This is a genomic window from Pseudomonas sp. PDM17, assembly GCF_014851985.1.
In the GTDB taxonomy this organism is placed as follows: Bacteria; Pseudomonadota; Gammaproteobacteria; order Pseudomonadales; family Pseudomonadaceae; genus Pseudomonas.
Window position 1 is genome coordinate 909688 of the sequence record NZ_JACVAT010000001.1, and the last position, 14265, is coordinate 923952.

Here is a 14265-nt window from a genome sequence, read left to right on the forward strand (position 1 = left end):
TGGCATTCTGCCCTAGGGCGGGCCTTCAGGCCAGAGGAGTTCAGGCCTGGCTGAGCGGGCGCTGGCGGTTGCCTTGGGTGGAGCCGCCGTAGCGATCATAGAGTCGCGGAGTTTCCTGGCCGCGCAGGATGTCGAGCGTGCGCTCGGTGCTGGTCTGGCCGGAACGGATGAGGCGGCCGTTGCGCTGGTTGGCTTCCTGGCAACGTTCGAGCAGGGCGCCAAGCTCTTGCGCACGCGCGGTGAGAGCGGCGTTGCCGGTAGCCTGGGCAATCTGCGCAAGCCCCTCGTTGTCAGCGCTGACCCCGGCCTGTTGCAGTGCCTGGGTGCGGATGCGACCGTTCTGCTCGAGCTGATGCAGCAGCGGCAGTTTGCTGTCGAGCAGCTTCTGCAACTGGTCCAGGTCGCGTGCTTGCAGCGCCTGGAACTCATCGTCGATCAGCTGCAGCAGGCTGCTGGCTGCTTCGATGTCGCCGTTGATCAGAGAAAGCAGGGCATCGGACATCTTGGGCTCGGCGTACTAGCGGTTGACCAGGCGCTGAGTGAACTCAGCGCTGGGATTCGAAATCGAGCAGCTTGCTGGCGACTTTCTGGCTGTCGACCTGGTAGCTGCCGTCAGCGATGGCCGCCTTGATGCGGGCCACTTTCTCGTTGTCGACCACGGGCTGGTCCTTCAGTTGATCGCTTACTTTCTGCAGTTGCTGCGCGGTGTCGCTCAGCTGTACCGACTCGCCGCTCTTGGCCGGGGCGTTGACGGAGGCATTCTCTGCGGCGGCTTCGCTGCGACCGCTCTGGGCAGCACTGCTACGGCCAGTGCTGGCTGTCGTAGAGGCCGGGTTCAGCCGGTTGAAGTCGATGACCATGGTGGAAACCTCTGGAGGTATTGGACGCTTGCCAAGCTTTTCGGCCGTCTTGAGAGAAACTTTAGGCCGAATTTTCGTGCGCCTGAGCACATTTTGCAGAGGGCTGCGTCCATCATGCCAGAAAAAGCCCGGCGCCGAGCGCTACAGGGTGACTTCCACCGCCCCCGGCTCGACCACGCGAGCCTTGACGATACGCTGGGAGCGCAGGTTGCGCACGCGGATCTGCTCGCCGGTTACCCCATCGGACAGCGCCTCACCGGGCATGAACACGTTGATCGCACTGGTCCTGGCGCGGATCACCACCTGGTCACCCTTGCGCACGGCCGCCGCCTGTTCGAGGAACACCGGTGCCAGCACCTGATCATTGACCGTCGGACGCTTGAGCTTCATGCCGACCACCTGGCTGGGGTCGGTCAGGTAGCCCTGGCTCAGTTGGCCGACGTCCCTTTCGACGACGCTGATATCACTGGCCTCGACGACATGGTTACGCTGCAGGGGCAGGGTGGTGACGACAACTTGACGGAACAGCCTGACCGTCGCCGGCACGAACACCGTCCAGGGGGAACTGCCCTCGCAGAGCACCCGCACAGTGACCCGACCAACGGGCTGCGCCGGGCTTTCCAGCTTCTGTGTCAGGTCCTTGTCGCACTCTGCCAGGCGCAGGCGGGGGTCGATGCGTGCGACTTCGATCTCGTAGCGTGCGTCTATGCCCGAGGTCTGCAGATAATCTTCCACCTTGAACTCAAGAAAGCCCTGGGTGGAGCCGATAAGGATCTCAGGCGCAGTGAAGCCTTCCGCCCCAGCCGGGGAGAGGGTCAGCGCACCCGTCATGCCGAGCAGCGCAGCCATCAGGGCGCACGCGGGTCTCAGCTGTCGGAAAAATGTCGTTGCTCGTTTCATGCAACGATCCAAGCAATGGTCATGCCGCCTTCGTGAGTCGGGCGGCGTTGCGTGCACAGGAGGCTCAATGGCCGGAGTCATGGATTCGGTCAACCAGCGTACGCAGCTGGTTGGCCAGAATCGTCTCGAACTGCTGCTGTTCCGCTTGAACGGCAGCCAGCTGTACGGGATCAACGTGTTCAAGGTGAAGGAGGTGCTGCAGTGCCCGCGCCTGACCGTGATGCCCAAATCCAGCCAGGTGGTGCGCGGGGTGGCGAACATCCGTGGCGGCACCATTCCGATCCTCGACCTGGCGCTGGCCACGGGGCGTCACGCCCTGCGGGACATCGCCAACAGCTTCGTGATCATCACCGAGTACAACACCAAGGTGCAGGGCTTCCTGGTGCATTCGGTGGAGCGCATCGTCAACATGAACTGGGAGTCGATCCATCCGCCACCCAAGGGAACCGGCCGCGACCACTACCTGACGGCGGTGACGCGGGTCGACAACCAACTGGTGGAAATCATCGACGTGGAGAAGATCCTCGCCGAAGTGGCGCCGACCTCGGAGGACATCTCCGAAGGCGTGCTGGATGCCGAGACCCAGGCCCGAGCGGTGAGCAAGCGCGTGCTGGTGGTGGACGACTCGTCCGTGGCGCGCAAGCAGCTGGTGCGTTGCCTGGAGACTGTCGGCGTGGAAGTGCTGGCGCTCAACGACGGCCGCCAGGCGCTGGATTACCTGCACCAGATGGTGGAGGCCGGCGGGCATCCGGGCAGCGATCTGCTGATGGTGATCTCGGATATCGAGATGCCGGAAATGGATGGCTACACGCTCACGGCGGAAATCCGTCACGACCCGCGCATGCAGGATCTGCACATTCTCCTGCATACTTCGTTGTCCGGGGTGTTCAACCAGGCGATGGTGAAGAAGGTCGGCGCTGACGACTTCCTCGCCAAGTTCCGTCCCGATGACCTGGCGGCCCGTGTGTCGGACCGCATCAAGGCAGTGGATGGCGCATCGGCCTGATGCCGGCGTGACGCGATGCGGGTGGCGCCGGTGCCGCCCGCATCGTCTATGGTTTTTTGAGCACCGGTCAGGCAGTTGCCGTCGTTTTGCCGGCAGCCGTCCACGAGCAAAGAGGCTTATCTGTGACATCCACCAATTCTGAATTCGAGCTGTTCCGGGATTTCCTGGAGAAGACCTGCGGCATCCTCCTGGGCGCCAACAAGCAGTACCTGGTCTCCAGCCGCTTGAACAAGTTGATGGAGCAGCAGGGCATCAAGTCCCTGGGCGAGCTGGTTCAGAAGATCCAGATGCGCAGCCAGCTGCGCGAGCAGGTGGTCGACGCCATGACCACCAACGAGACCCTGTGGTTTCGCGATACCTACCCCTTCGAGGTGCTGAAGAACCGCGTGCTGCCGGAGATGATCAAGGCCTCGCCCGGCCAGCGCCTGCGCATCTGGTCGGCGGCCTGTTCCTCGGGGCAGGAGCCATACTCGCTGTCGATGTCCATCGACGAGTTCGAGCGCACCAACCTCGGCCAGCTGAAGGCGGGCGTGCAGATCGTCGCCACCGACCTGTCCGGCTCCATGCTCACAGCCTGCAAGGCCGGCGAGTACGACAGCCTGGCCATCGGCCGTGGCCTGTCGCAGGAGCGCCTGGCGCGCTACTTCGACCAGAAGACGCCGGGGCGCTGGACGGTCAAGCCACCGATCAAGAGCCGCGTGGAGTTCCGCGCGCTGAACCTGCTGGACAGCTACGCCACGTTGGGCAAGTTCGACATGGTGTTCTGCCGCAACGTGCTGATCTATTTCTCGGCCGAAGTGAAGCGCGACATTCTCCTGCGCATCCATGCCACGCTCAAGCCTGGTGGCTACCTGTTCCTCGGCGCCTCCGAAGCGCTCAACGCGCTGCCGGACCACTACCAGATGGTCCAGTGCAGCCCGGGGATCATCTACAAGGCCAAGTGATCGGCCGACGCCCCGCCTGTTCGGGCGGGGTTCTTGCTACGGCATTCACCTGATCGCGGACTTTGTCCGCGATCTGCATTTCTGCGTGCGTCGAATTCGCGGCGGAGCACGGCCGTGGGATGGGTGGAGCTTGCGATACCCATGCTGTCGGTGCCGCGGAATCGATGGGTATCGCTGCGCTCCGCGCCATCCTGAGTATGCGTTCGCCGGGGCGGCAGAGTGCCGTTCGCGATCGGGTGGCAATGACCTTCCCTGTAGGAGCGGGCAGTGCCCGCGATCCGTCGGCAGGGCCGACGTTGCCAGTCCGTTCGCGAGCAGGCTGAGCGTGGCAACCTAAACGGCAATGGCAACGGCGCAAGAGGGCGGCAAAGCGCAGCGGCAAGCTTGCCGCCTTGCCCCCGGCGGCAAGGAAAGCGGTTGCCGCTTTGCCGCTGTTTGCCGCCCCTTGCCGCTGCTCGTATTCTCTCAAGCCCTTGATTATCAAGGGAATGAAAATATGGCACGCACCTTGCTGAAGTGTTGGCAAGCCCACACCGGCAAACAGGTTCGTGACCATGAGCATCAGCTTCGACAAAGCCCTCGGCATCCACCAGCAAGCGCTGAACTTCCGCTCCCAGCGCGCTGAAGTCCTGGCCAATAACCTGGCCAACGCCGACACGCCCAACTACAAGGCGCGCGACCTGGATTTCGCCTCGGTGCTGGCAGCCCAGTCGGACAAGCTGAAGAACGGCACCTTCAGCGCGACCCTGACCAATTCGCATCACATTGCCGCCGATGGTTTCGGCATGGGTGACGAGTCGGTGAAGTACCGCATCCCGAATCAGCCTTCGGTCGACCAGAACACCGTCGACGAACAGATCGAGCAAGCCAACTACGCGGAAAACTCCGTGCAGTTCCAGGCCTCGTTCACCTTCCTCAACAGCAAATTCAAAGGGCTGATGAACGCCCTGCGCGGGGAGTAATCGCCATGTCGCTCGCCAGTGTCTTCAACATCGCCGGTACCGGCATGAGTGCCCAGACCACCCGTCTGAACACCACCGCGTCGAACATCGCCAACGCCGAGAGCGTCTCCTCGAGCATCGACCAGACCTACCGCGCCCGTCACCCGGTGTTCTCCACCATGCTGCAGAACGCCCAGGGCGGCGACCAGGGTTCGCTGTTCGGCGAGACCGACCAGGCCGGTTCCGGCGTGCAGGTGCTGGGCGTGGTCGAGGACCAGAGCCCGCTGGTGCCGCGCTACGAGCCGAACCATCCGGCCGCCGACAAGGACGGCTACGTCTACTACCCCAACGTCAACGTGGTGGAGGAGATGGCCGACATGATCTCCGCCAGTCGTTCTTTCCAGAGCAACGCGGAAATGATGAACACCGCCAAGCAGATGATGCAGAAGGTCCTGACCCTGGGTCAGTAAGCGCAGAGGACGCCGCATGAGCATCAATACCGATAACAGCGCTTCGAGTTCGATCCTGTCGTCACTGAACGCCGGGTCCAAGAGCTCGTCGTCGACGGCCGAGACTGGCACCAGCGCGCTGGGCAAGGATTCCTTCCTGCAGCTGCTGGTCACCCAGCTGAACAACCAGAACCCGCTGGACCCGCAGGACAACACCGAGTTCGTCTCCCAGCTGGCGCAGTTCAGCAGCCTGGAGAGCATGCAGAACCTGGATACCACCCTGGGCACCTTCTATTCGTCGTTCCAGTCGTCGCAGGCCCTGCAGGCCTCCTCGTTGGTCGGCCGCTCGGTGATCGTCAACTCCAGCAAGGTGCAGGTCGATGACCCGAGCGCCGGCGTCAACGGCACCCTGGTGATGCCGTCCGGCGGTGATGGCGTGACCCTGAAGATCTACGACGACTCGGGCGACCTGATCCGCACCGTCGACATGGGCAGCCAGAAGGCCGGCAACATCGACTTCAAGTGGGACGGCAAGGACGACAGCGGCGAACTGGTGGCCGCCGGCACCTACACCGTCAAGGCCAGCGCCAGCCTGGATGGTACCAGTACCGCCCTGACCACCTACCTGCCGGCCACGGTCAACAGCGTCACGCTGGGCCAGAACGGCGGGGAAATGTCCCTGAACCTGGCTGGCATCGGCGCCGTTTCCGCCTCCAGCATTCAGACCATCGGAAAATAACGCCGCGTTTCGGCACAGGAGCAACACATGTCTTTCAATACCGCCCTGAGTGGACTCAACGCCGCGTCGATGGACCTGAACGTCACCGGCAACAACATTGCCAACGTCGGCACCACCGGCTTCAAATCCTCGCGTACCGAGTTCGCCGACCTCTACGCCTCCTCGATGCTCGGCACCGGCCGCATCGCCGTGGGTAACGGCGTGGTCACCCAGGCCGTCTCGCAGCAGTTCACCCAGGGCAACCTGAGCACCACCGGTCGCAGCCTGGACCTGGCGGTGAGCGGCAACGGTTTCTTCATGACCAGCGACAACGGCAGCCGCGTCTACACCCGCAACGGCACCTTCAACACCGACGCCAGCGGCTACATCGTCGATGGCTCGGGCAATCGCCTGCAGGGTTATGGCGTCAATGGCAACGGCAACATCGTCAATGGTGTGATCACCGACCTGAAGGTCGACACCGCCAACCAGCCGCCGAGCCCGACCTCGAAGATCACTTCGACCCTGAGCCTGAACTCCAACGCCACCACGCCGACTACCACGCCGTTCGATGCCACCGATTCGGACAGCTACAACTGGTCGACCTCCGTGGACATCTACGACTCCCAGGGCAACTCGCACACCATGACGAACTACTTCGTCAAGGACAGTGCCAACAACTGGAGCATGTACACCCTGGTGGATGGGCGTAACCCGCAGACCCCGACCAGCACCACGCCGCTGAGCAGCGACATCACCTTCAACAGCGCCGGCCAGCTGACGGGCATCACTTCCACCGGCATGACCGTCAACGCCGACAACACCATGACCCTGACCGGCTGGACGCCGGCGGCCGTCACCGACTCCACCACCAACCCGGTGACCTGGGGAGCCAACGGCGCGGCAGGTACCACTGGCGGCATCAGCATCGACCTGACCAAGACCACCCAGACCAACGGCTCCTTCGCCGTGACGGCAGTGACCCAGGATGGCTACGCGACCGGTCAGATGTCCGGCCTGTCGTTCGCCGAGGACGGCCAGATGTACGCCACCTACACCAACGGCCAGTCCAAGGTGATCGGCCAGGTGATCCTGGCCAACTTTGCCAACACCCAGGGCCTGACCCCGGTGGGCAACACTGGCTGGAAGCAGTCGCTGGCCTCGGGTGAGGCGGTGATCGGCACGCCCACCTCCGGCACCCTCGGTTCGGTCGGCTCGGGAACCCTGGAAGACTCCAACGTCGACCTCACCGCGCAACTGGTGAACCTGATCGTGGCGCAGCGCAACTACCAGGCGAACGCCAAGACCGTCCAGACCGAAAGCACTATCTCCGACACCATCATCAACCTGCGTTGATGACGTCCCCTTGCCGCAGGCGGCAGTCCTTCGCCGCCTGACGGCCATCGAGGCTCCTTCGGGAGCCTTTGTTTTTTGATATTCCCTTGAATATCAATATCTTGAGATTTGATCTGCAGTTCTGGCACAGCCTTTGCTGAAGTCACTCCAACACCGCCGGGAATCCGACTCGGCACTGGAGGAATGCCTTGGACAGAATGCTGTATGTCGCCATGAGCGGCGCGAGCCAGAACACCAAAGCCATGCAGGCTCACGCCAACAACCTGGCGAACATCTCCACGACCGGCTTCCGCCGCGACTTCGAGCAAGCTCGCGCCATGCCCGTGTTCGGCGACAGCTTTCCGGCGCGCGTCTTCGCCATGAGCGAGCGCCCGGCGACCGACTTCACCACCGGCTCCCTGCAGGAAACCGGCCGTGACCTGGACGTGGCTGCCAAGGGCGATGCCTGGATTGCTGTGCAGGCGCCGGATGGCGGCGAAGCCTACGTGCGCACTGGCAGCCTGGAGATCGACGCCCTCGGCCAGCTGCGCACCAGCGACGGTATGCCGGTGATGGGTAACGGCGGGCCGATCGCGATTCCTCCGGAAGAAAAGATCGACATCGGCGAGGACGGCACCATCACCATCCGTGGTCAGGGCAACAACCCCAATGCGCTGGCTACCGTCGACCGCATCAAGCTCGTGACTCCCGATGCCAAGCAACTGGAGAAGGGCAGCGACGGCCTCATCCGCATGAAGTCGGGCCAGCCCGCTCCCCAGGTTGATGCCAATGCCAGCGTGCAGTCCGGCGTACTGGAAGCCAGCAACGTCAACGCTGTCGACGAGATGACCTCGATCCTGGCGCTGTCTCGCCAGTTCGAGTTGCACGTGAAGATGATGAAAACCGCCGAAGAAGATTCCCAGTCCATGGCGCGTGTTTTGCAATTCAGCTGAATAGAACCTGATTAACCGTTCGAGGCGCCACGAATCCGGCGCCCGAGGAGAACGACATGCTTCCGGCACTTTGGGTCAGCAAGACCGGTCTGTCCGCCCAGGACATGAACCTGACCACCATCTCGAACAACCTGGCGAACGTGTCCACCACGGGCTTCAAGCGCGACCGCGCGGAGTTCCAGGACCTGCTCTACCAGATCAAGCGTCAGCCCGGCGCCAACTCGACCCAGGACACGCAGCTGCCTTCGGGCCTGCAACTGGGTACCGGTGTGCGCATCGTCGGCACCCAGAAGAACTTCACCGCCGGCAGCCTGCAGACCACCGACAACCCGCTGGATATGGCGGTCAACGGTCGTGGCTTCTTCCAGGTACTGACCCCGGACGGCACTGTTGCCTACACCCGTGACGGCAGCTTCCACCTGAACTCCGACGGCCAGATCGTCACCTCCAACGGTAATGCCCTGGAGCCGGCCATCATCGTGCCGCCGGAAACCCAGACCTTCACCGTTGGCAACGACGGTACCGTCTCGGTCACCGTTGCCGGCAATGCCACGCCGCAGATCATCGGCAATATCCAGACCGCCGACTTCATCAACCCGGCCGGCCTGCAGGCCACCGGCAACAACCTGTTCCTGGAAACCGCCGCCAGCGGCGCGCCCCAGGTCGGCACCCCTGGCCTGAACGGTCTGGGCACCACCCTGCAGAACACCCTGGAGAACTCCAACGTCAGCGTGGTGGAGGAGATGGTGAACATGATCACCACCCAGCGCGCTTACGAGATGAACTCCAAGGTGATCTCCACCGCCGACCAAATGCTCTCCTTCGTCACCCAGAACCTATAACGACCGGCTGCGCGTCGGCCATGCAGCGTTGAAATCGAATTAGGAATGCTCATTGGCTGGAGCCAACTCCGCTTCCAAATTCGATTTCGCCTTGCCTGACCTAGCTCGCGCGGTCGTTGGATAAACCGGCCCTTGGGCCACCTGTGATCCCGTAGTCGCTCTCCCCGAGAGGTAGCTGTAGATGAACCGTTCCCACCTCCTTCCGCTGCTGGCCATCGCCGCGTTGGCAGGGTGCGTGAGCCCTCCGCCCAAGCCGGACGATCCCTATTACGCTCCGGTGCTGCCGCGCACTCCCGCGCCGGCCGCCCAGAACAACGGGTCGATCTACCAGGCCGGGTTCGAGAACAACCTCTACGGCGACCGCAAGGCCTTCCGCGTGGGTGACATCATCACCATCACCCTCAACGAGAAGACCCAGGCCAGCAAGAAGGCCAGTTCGGACATCTCCAAGGACAGTAATACCAAGATGGGGCTGACCTCGATGTTCGGCAGCGGCCTGACCACCAACAACCCGGTGGGTGGCGGTGACCTCAGCCTTTCTGCCGAGTACGGCGGCTCGCGCGATGCCAAGGGCGACAGCCAGGCCGGGCAGAGCAACAGCCTGACCGGCTCGATCACTGTCACCGTGGCCGACGTCATGCCCAACGGCATTCTCGCCGTGCGTGGCGAAAAGTGGATGACCCTGAACACCGGCAACGAGCTGGTGCGCATCGCCGGCCTGATCCGCGCCGACGACATCGCCACCGACAATACCGTCGCTTCCACCCGCGTGGCCGATGCGCGCATCACCTACTCGGGCACCGGTGCGTTCGCCGATGCGAGCCAGCCGGGCTGGTTCGATCGCTTCTTCCTCAGCCCGCTGTTCCCGTTCTGAGGTTGATGACGATGACTGCCGTTCGCAAGGTATCCCATGGCCTGCTCAGCACGCTCCGCCTCGGCGGCGCGCTGCTGCTCTGCGCGCTGTTCGCCGTGCCGGCCGCCCATGCCGAGCGGCTCAAGGACATCGCCAGCATCCAGGGTGTGCGCAACAACCAGCTGATCGGCTACGGCCTGGTCGTCGGCCTCAACGGTACGGGCGACCAGACCACCCAGACGCCGTTCACCGTGCAGACCTTCAACAACATGCTGGCGCAGTTCGGCATCAAGGTACCGGCCGGCACGGGCAACGTGCAGCTGAAAAACGTCGCGGCGGTATCCATCCATGCCGACCTGCCGCCGTTCTCCAAACCAGGTCAGGTCATCGACATCACCGTGTCCTCCATCGGCAACTCCAAGAGCCTGCGCGGCGGCAGCCTGCTGATGACCCAGCTCAAGGGTATCGATGGCCAGACCTACGCCATCGCCCAGGGCAACCTGGTGGTCGGCGGCTTCGACGCCGAAGGCCGCGACGGCTCCAAGATCACCGTCAACGTACCTTCGGCCGGTCGCATCCCCGGTGGCGCCACCGTCGAGCGCGCGGTGCCGAGTGGCTTCGACCAGGGCAACACCCTGACCCTGAACCTCAACCGCCCGGACTTCACCACCGCCAAGCACATCGTCGACCGCATCAATGAACTGCTTGGCCCGGGCGTCGCCCAGGCCGTGGACGGCGGCTCGGTGCGCGTCAGCGCGCCGCTGGATCCGAGCCAGCGCGTGGACTACATGTCCGTGCTGGAAAACCTCGAAGTGCAGTCCGGCGAAGCCGTCGCCAAGGTCATCATCAACTCGCGCACCGGCACCATCGTGATCGGCCAGAACGTGCGCGTGTCGCCGGCCGCCGTGACCCACGGCAGCCTGACCGTGACCATCACCGAAGACCCCATCGTCAGCCAGCCCGGTCCGTTCTCCAACGGCCAGACCGCCGTGGTGCCGCGCTCGAACGTGAGCGCCAACCAGGAAGCCAAGCCGATGTTCAAGTTCGGCCCCGGCACCACGCTGGATGAAATCGTACGCGCCGTTAACCAGGTGGGCGCCGCGCCCAGCGACCTGATGGCGATCCTCGAAGCCCTGAAACAGGCCGGCGCGCTGCAAGCCGACCTGATCGTGATCTGAGGACGCCGCCGTGGACGCCCGACTGCTTTCTGCTGGTACCTCCACTACCGACTCCGGTTCCTACTCCGACCTCAATCGCCTGTCGGCGATGAAGACCGGCGCGAACCGCGACAGCGCGGGGAACATCCGCAAGGTCGCCCAGGAGTTCGAATCGCTGTTCATGAACGAGATGCTGAAATCCATGCGCTCGGCCAACGAGGTGTTCGCCAAGGACAACCCGATGAACAGCGAAGCGGCCAAGCAGTACCAGGACATGTACGACCATCAGCTGTCCGTGTCCCTGGCCACCCAGGGGCATGGCATCGGCCTGGCCGACGTGCTGGTCAAGCAGATGGAGAAGATGCAGGGCGTCCGCCACACCGGCAACAACCCCTTCGCCCAGACCGGCCAGGCGGCCACCGACAGCACCCAGAGCGCTGCGGCCACCGCCGCGGCTTCCGACCGGCAGAAGACCCCGAGCGTGTTTGCCGCCAACGGCAAGGCCTTGCCGCAACCCGAAGCCGGCCGTGATGATCGCCAGGCGCTGAACGCCCGCCGCCTCGCGCTGCCGGGCAAGCTCGCCCAGCGTATCGCGGCAGGCCTGGTGCCCGGCGCCGACAGCTCCGTGGCATCCACCGCCAACCAGCCGGCGCAGCTGGCCAGCAACGACTGGCGCGGTAGCCGGGCCTATACGAAGCAGATCGACACCGCCGTGCCGGTGGCCGATATCGATACTTCGGCGATCTCCACCAAGCCGGGCAAGTCGATGTTCGCCTCGGCCGATGACTTCATCAGCACCATGCTGCCCATGGCCGAACGCGCGGCCAAGCGCATCGGTGTCGACCCGCGTTACCTGGTGGCCCAGGCCGCGCTGGAAACCGGCTGGGGCAAGAAGATGATCGCCCAGCGCGACGGCAGCAGCAGCCACAACCTGTTCGGCATCAAGAGCGGATCGAGCTGGAAGGGTGACTCCGCCCGCGCCACCACCACCGAATTCGAGCAAGGCAAGCAAGTGAAGGAAGTGGCTTCGTTCCGTGCCTACAACTCCTTCGAGCAAAGCTTCCAGGACTACGTCAGCTTCCTGCAGAACAACGATCGCTACCAGGGCGCGCTGGATTCCGCCGCGCGTCCGGATCAGTTCATGAAGGAACTGCAGCGCGCCGGCTACGCCACCGACCCGCAGTACGCGCGCAAGGTGAACCAGATCGCCAAGCAGATGCAGGTGTACCAGACCGTCGCGATGGCTGACACCCCGACTCGCACACTGTGAAGCCCTGTACAAAGGACTGCGCTAAGGAAAGACCATGAGCCTCTTATCCATCGGACTGTCCGGCCTCAACGCCTCGCAAGCGGCGCTGAGCACCACCGGCAACAACATCACCAACGTCAACACGGCCGGCTATACCCGCCAGACGACGTCGCAGGTGACCTCCGCGGAGCAGTTCGCGGGGCAGTACTACGTCGGCACCGGTACCACGGTGCAGGACGTCCGCCGGATGTACAGCGAGTTCCTGGCCAACCAGCTGCGCGGCGCCACCTCGGTGGACAGCGATGCGCAGACCTACCTGTCCCAGGTCAACCAGATCGATTCGCTGCTGTCCGACAGCACCACCGGTCTGTCCAAGGTCATGCAGAACTTCTTCGCCTCGCTGCAGACCGCCGCGGCGACGCCGACCGACGCCGCCTCGCGCCAGCTGGTACTGACCCAGGCCGCGAACTTGGCGCAGCGCTTCAATTCGATCTCGACCCAGCTGGGCACCCAGAACAGCTACGTCAACACCCAGATGGACAGCCTGGCCGGGCAGGTCACCGACCTGGCCAAGACCATCGCCCAGTACAACCAGGCGATCATCGCAGCCGAGGCCGGCGGCGCCAGCGCCAATGACCTGCAGGACAAGCGCGACCAGGCGGTGCTGCAACTCTCCGACATGATCGGCGTGAGCGTGGTCAAGCAGGGCAGTAGCCTCAACCTCTACCTGGGCTCCGGCCAGCCGCTGGTGGTGGGCGCCAATTCCTCCACCCTGACCGCCGGCCCGAGCGCCAACAACCCGTCGCAATTCAGCCTGAGCCTGAGCTCCGGCAGCTCGACCATGGACGTCACCTCGGTGGTCACCGGTGGCCAGATGGGCGGCCTGCTGCGCTACCGCAGCGATGTGCTGGATACCACCCAGAACGAACTGGGGCGCATGGCAATCGTCCTCGCCGACACCTTCAACAGCCAGCTCGGCCAGGGCCTGGACCTTAACGGCAACTTCGGCGCGGAACTGTTCAAGGACATCAACGACGCCAGCGTCATCGGCAACCGCAGCCTGGCCAACACCCACAACACCGGCACCGGCAACCTCAACGTCAACATCACCGACAGCAGCGCGCTGACCACCAGTGACTACGAGGTGACCTTCACTTCAGCCACCGGCTACACCATCAAGCGCTCCTCCGATGGCACGGTGCTGGGCAGTGGTGACCTGACCGACAACCCGCCCAAGGAATTCGACGGCTTCAGCATCAGCCAGCAGAGCGTCGGTACCGTGCAGGCGGGCGACCGCTTCACGGTGATCCCGACCCGCACCGCGGCTTCGGACATCTCGGTCACCATGACCGATTCCAACCGCCTGGCGTTCGCCTCGCCGGTGGTCGCCAGCACCACTACTGGCAACAAAGGCAGCGGCACCATCAGCGGCACCACCCTGACCAGCAAGCTGGATGCCAGCAACGGCACCGCGCTGGGTGCCTCGATCAAGGCCGGCCTGCCGGTGAAGCTGGTGTTCGACGCGGCCAGTGGCGGCACCCAGGGCTACACGATCTACGATTCGGCAGGTAACTCGCTGGGCACCGGCAACATCGTGCCGGGCCAGAGCAACGACATCAGCATCACCGTGCCGGGCTCGCCGTCGTTCAGCTTCCAGACCACCATCGCCGGTTATCCAGAGGACGGCGACAGCTTCGGCGTGGCCTTCAACAGCAACGGCGATGCCGACAACACCAATGCGCAGAAGCTCATCGACCTGCAGACCACCAAGACCGTCGGCAGCGGCACGGGCAGTGGCAGCGGCATGAGCCTGACTGGCGCGTACAGCAGCCTGACCGAGACCGTTGGCGCCACGGCCAACCAGGCCAAGCTCGACGCCACCGCCACCGAGGCGGTGCTGACCCAGGCGCAAGGCAGTCGCGACTCGCTGTCGGCGGTGAACCTCGATGAAGAGGCGGCCAACCTGGTGAAGTTCCAGCAGTACTACACGGCCTCCGCGCAGATCATCAAGACCGCGCAGACGCTCTTCGACACCCTGATCAACAACATCTGAGGAGG

Annotated in this window: 15 protein-coding genes; 12 read left to right on the top strand and 3 right to left on the bottom strand. The window is 63.9% G+C overall.

Annotated features, from left to right (window positions below; all coding sequences use genetic code 11):
- Nucleotides 1-40: 40 nt before the first annotated feature.
- From IB256_RS04415 to flgA, 3 genes are all read right to left on the bottom strand, one after another.
- Nucleotides 41-502, bottom strand: a complete 462-nt coding sequence (locus tag IB256_RS04415; protein WP_192291039.1) for a flagella synthesis protein FlgN — start codon at nucleotides 500-502, stop codon at nucleotides 41-43.
- A 43-nt stretch (nucleotides 503-545) separates the two neighbouring features.
- Nucleotides 546-860, bottom strand: coding sequence for a flagellar biosynthesis anti-sigma factor FlgM (flgM, locus tag IB256_RS04420; RefSeq protein ID WP_045212162.1), 315 nt, complete (start codon nucleotides 858-860; stop codon nucleotides 546-548).
- Between the two features lie 141 nt (nucleotides 861-1001).
- The gene (flgA, locus tag IB256_RS04425; protein ID WP_192292478.1) at nucleotides 1002-1691 is read right to left on the bottom strand and encodes a flagellar basal body P-ring formation chaperone FlgA; all 690 of its coding nucleotides are present in this window, start codon (nucleotides 1689-1691) and stop codon (nucleotides 1002-1004) included.
- A gap of 136 nt (nucleotides 1692-1827) precedes the next feature.
- Here flgA and IB256_RS04430 point away from each other — a divergent pair, with 136 nt between their 5' ends.
- The 12 genes from IB256_RS04430 to flgK all read left to right on the top strand — a co-directional run bounded on the left by IB256_RS04430 (nucleotide 1828) and on the right by flgK (nucleotide 14260).
- The gene (locus IB256_RS04430; protein ID WP_151187854.1) at nucleotides 1828-2766 is read left to right on the top strand and encodes a chemotaxis protein CheV; all 939 of its coding nucleotides are present in this window, start codon (nucleotides 1828-1830) and stop codon (nucleotides 2764-2766) included.
- A gap of 122 nt (nucleotides 2767-2888) precedes the next feature.
- Nucleotides 2889-3710, top strand: a complete 822-nt coding sequence (cheR, locus tag IB256_RS04435) for a protein-glutamate O-methyltransferase CheR (protein WP_138212790.1) — start codon at nucleotides 2889-2891, stop codon at nucleotides 3708-3710.
- A 554-nt stretch (nucleotides 3711-4264) separates the two neighbouring features.
- Nucleotides 4265-4672, top strand: a complete 408-nt coding sequence (flgB, locus tag IB256_RS04440; RefSeq protein WP_081519255.1) for a flagellar basal body rod protein FlgB — start codon at nucleotides 4265-4267, stop codon at nucleotides 4670-4672.
- Nucleotides 4673-4677: 5 nt separating this feature from the next.
- Entirely contained in the window at nucleotides 4678-5121 is a 444-nt protein-coding gene (gene flgC / locus IB256_RS04445; RefSeq protein WP_045212156.1) for a flagellar basal body rod protein FlgC, read from the top strand.
- 16 nt (nucleotides 5122-5137) lie between these two features.
- Nucleotides 5138-5839, top strand: coding sequence for a flagellar hook assembly protein FlgD (gene flgD, locus IB256_RS04450; protein ID WP_192401453.1), 702 nt, complete (start codon nucleotides 5138-5140; stop codon nucleotides 5837-5839).
- Between the two features lie 27 nt (nucleotides 5840-5866).
- Nucleotides 5867-7174, top strand: a complete 1308-nt coding sequence (gene flgE / locus IB256_RS04455; protein ID WP_081519257.1) for a flagellar hook protein FlgE — start codon at nucleotides 5867-5869, stop codon at nucleotides 7172-7174.
- Between the two features lie 188 nt (nucleotides 7175-7362).
- On the top strand, nucleotides 7363-8106 hold the full coding sequence (flgF, locus tag IB256_RS04460) for a flagellar basal-body rod protein FlgF (RefSeq protein ID WP_045212145.1): 744 nt from the start codon (nucleotides 7363-7365) through the stop codon (nucleotides 8104-8106).
- 56 nt (nucleotides 8107-8162) lie between these two features.
- A complete protein-coding gene (gene flgG, locus IB256_RS04465; RefSeq protein WP_138215106.1) occupies nucleotides 8163-8948 on the top strand; it encodes a flagellar basal-body rod protein FlgG in 786 nt (261 codons plus the stop codon).
- Between the two features lie 181 nt (nucleotides 8949-9129).
- The gene (gene flgH / locus IB256_RS04470; protein ID WP_138215105.1) at nucleotides 9130-9822 is read left to right on the top strand and encodes a flagellar basal body L-ring protein FlgH; all 693 of its coding nucleotides are present in this window, start codon (nucleotides 9130-9132) and stop codon (nucleotides 9820-9822) included.
- A gap of 5 nt (nucleotides 9823-9827) precedes the next feature.
- Nucleotides 9828-10979, top strand: coding sequence for a flagellar basal body P-ring protein FlgI (locus IB256_RS04475; protein WP_225601594.1), 1152 nt, complete (start codon nucleotides 9828-9830; stop codon nucleotides 10977-10979).
- 10 nt (nucleotides 10980-10989) lie between these two features.
- Entirely contained in the window at nucleotides 10990-12228 is a 1239-nt protein-coding gene (gene flgJ / locus IB256_RS04480; RefSeq protein WP_192291035.1) for a flagellar assembly peptidoglycan hydrolase FlgJ, read from the top strand.
- Nucleotides 12229-12262: 34 nt separating this feature from the next.
- Nucleotides 12263-14260: a flagellar hook-associated protein FlgK gene (gene flgK, locus IB256_RS04485; protein WP_192401455.1), complete on the top strand. Its 1998-nt coding sequence runs from the start codon at nucleotides 12263-12265 to the stop codon at nucleotides 14258-14260.
- Nucleotides 14261-14265: the final 5 nt, after the last annotated feature.

Bases quoted from the DNA above. Each gene is read 5' to 3' on its own strand.
- flgK (WP_192401455.1), top strand. From the start codon at position 12,263: ATGAGCCTCTTATCCATCGGACTGTCCGGCCTCAACGCCTCGCAAGCG.
- flgH (WP_138215105.1), top strand. From the start codon at position 9,130: ATGAACCGTTCCCACCTCCTTCCGCTGCTGGCCATCGCCGCGTTGGCA.
- flgM (WP_045212162.1), bottom strand. From the start codon at position 860: ATGGTCATCGACTTCAACCGGCTGAACCCGGCCTCTACGACAGCCAGC.
- flgG (WP_138215106.1), top strand. From the start codon at position 8,163: ATGCTTCCGGCACTTTGGGTCAGCAAGACCGGTCTGTCCGCCCAGGAC.
- flgE (WP_081519257.1), top strand. From the start codon at position 5,867: ATGTCTTTCAATACCGCCCTGAGTGGACTCAACGCCGCGTCGATGGAC.
- flgA (WP_192292478.1), bottom strand. From the start codon at position 1,691: ATGACGGGTGCGCTGACCCTCTCCCCGGCTGGGGCGGAAGGCTTCACT.
- IB256_RS04475 (WP_225601594.1), top strand. From the start codon at position 9,828: ATGACGATGACTGCCGTTCGCAAGGTATCCCATGGCCTGCTCAGCACG.
- flgB (WP_081519255.1), top strand. From the start codon at position 4,265: ATGAGCATCAGCTTCGACAAAGCCCTCGGCATCCACCAGCAAGCGCTG.
- IB256_RS04430 (WP_151187854.1), top strand. From the start codon at position 1,828: ATGGCCGGAGTCATGGATTCGGTCAACCAGCGTACGCAGCTGGTTGGC.
- flgC (WP_045212156.1), top strand. From the start codon at position 4,678: ATGTCGCTCGCCAGTGTCTTCAACATCGCCGGTACCGGCATGAGTGCC.
- flgD (WP_192401453.1), top strand. From the start codon at position 5,138: ATGAGCATCAATACCGATAACAGCGCTTCGAGTTCGATCCTGTCGTCA.
- IB256_RS04415 (WP_192291039.1), bottom strand. From the start codon at position 502: ATGTCCGATGCCCTGCTTTCTCTGATCAACGGCGACATCGAAGCAGCC.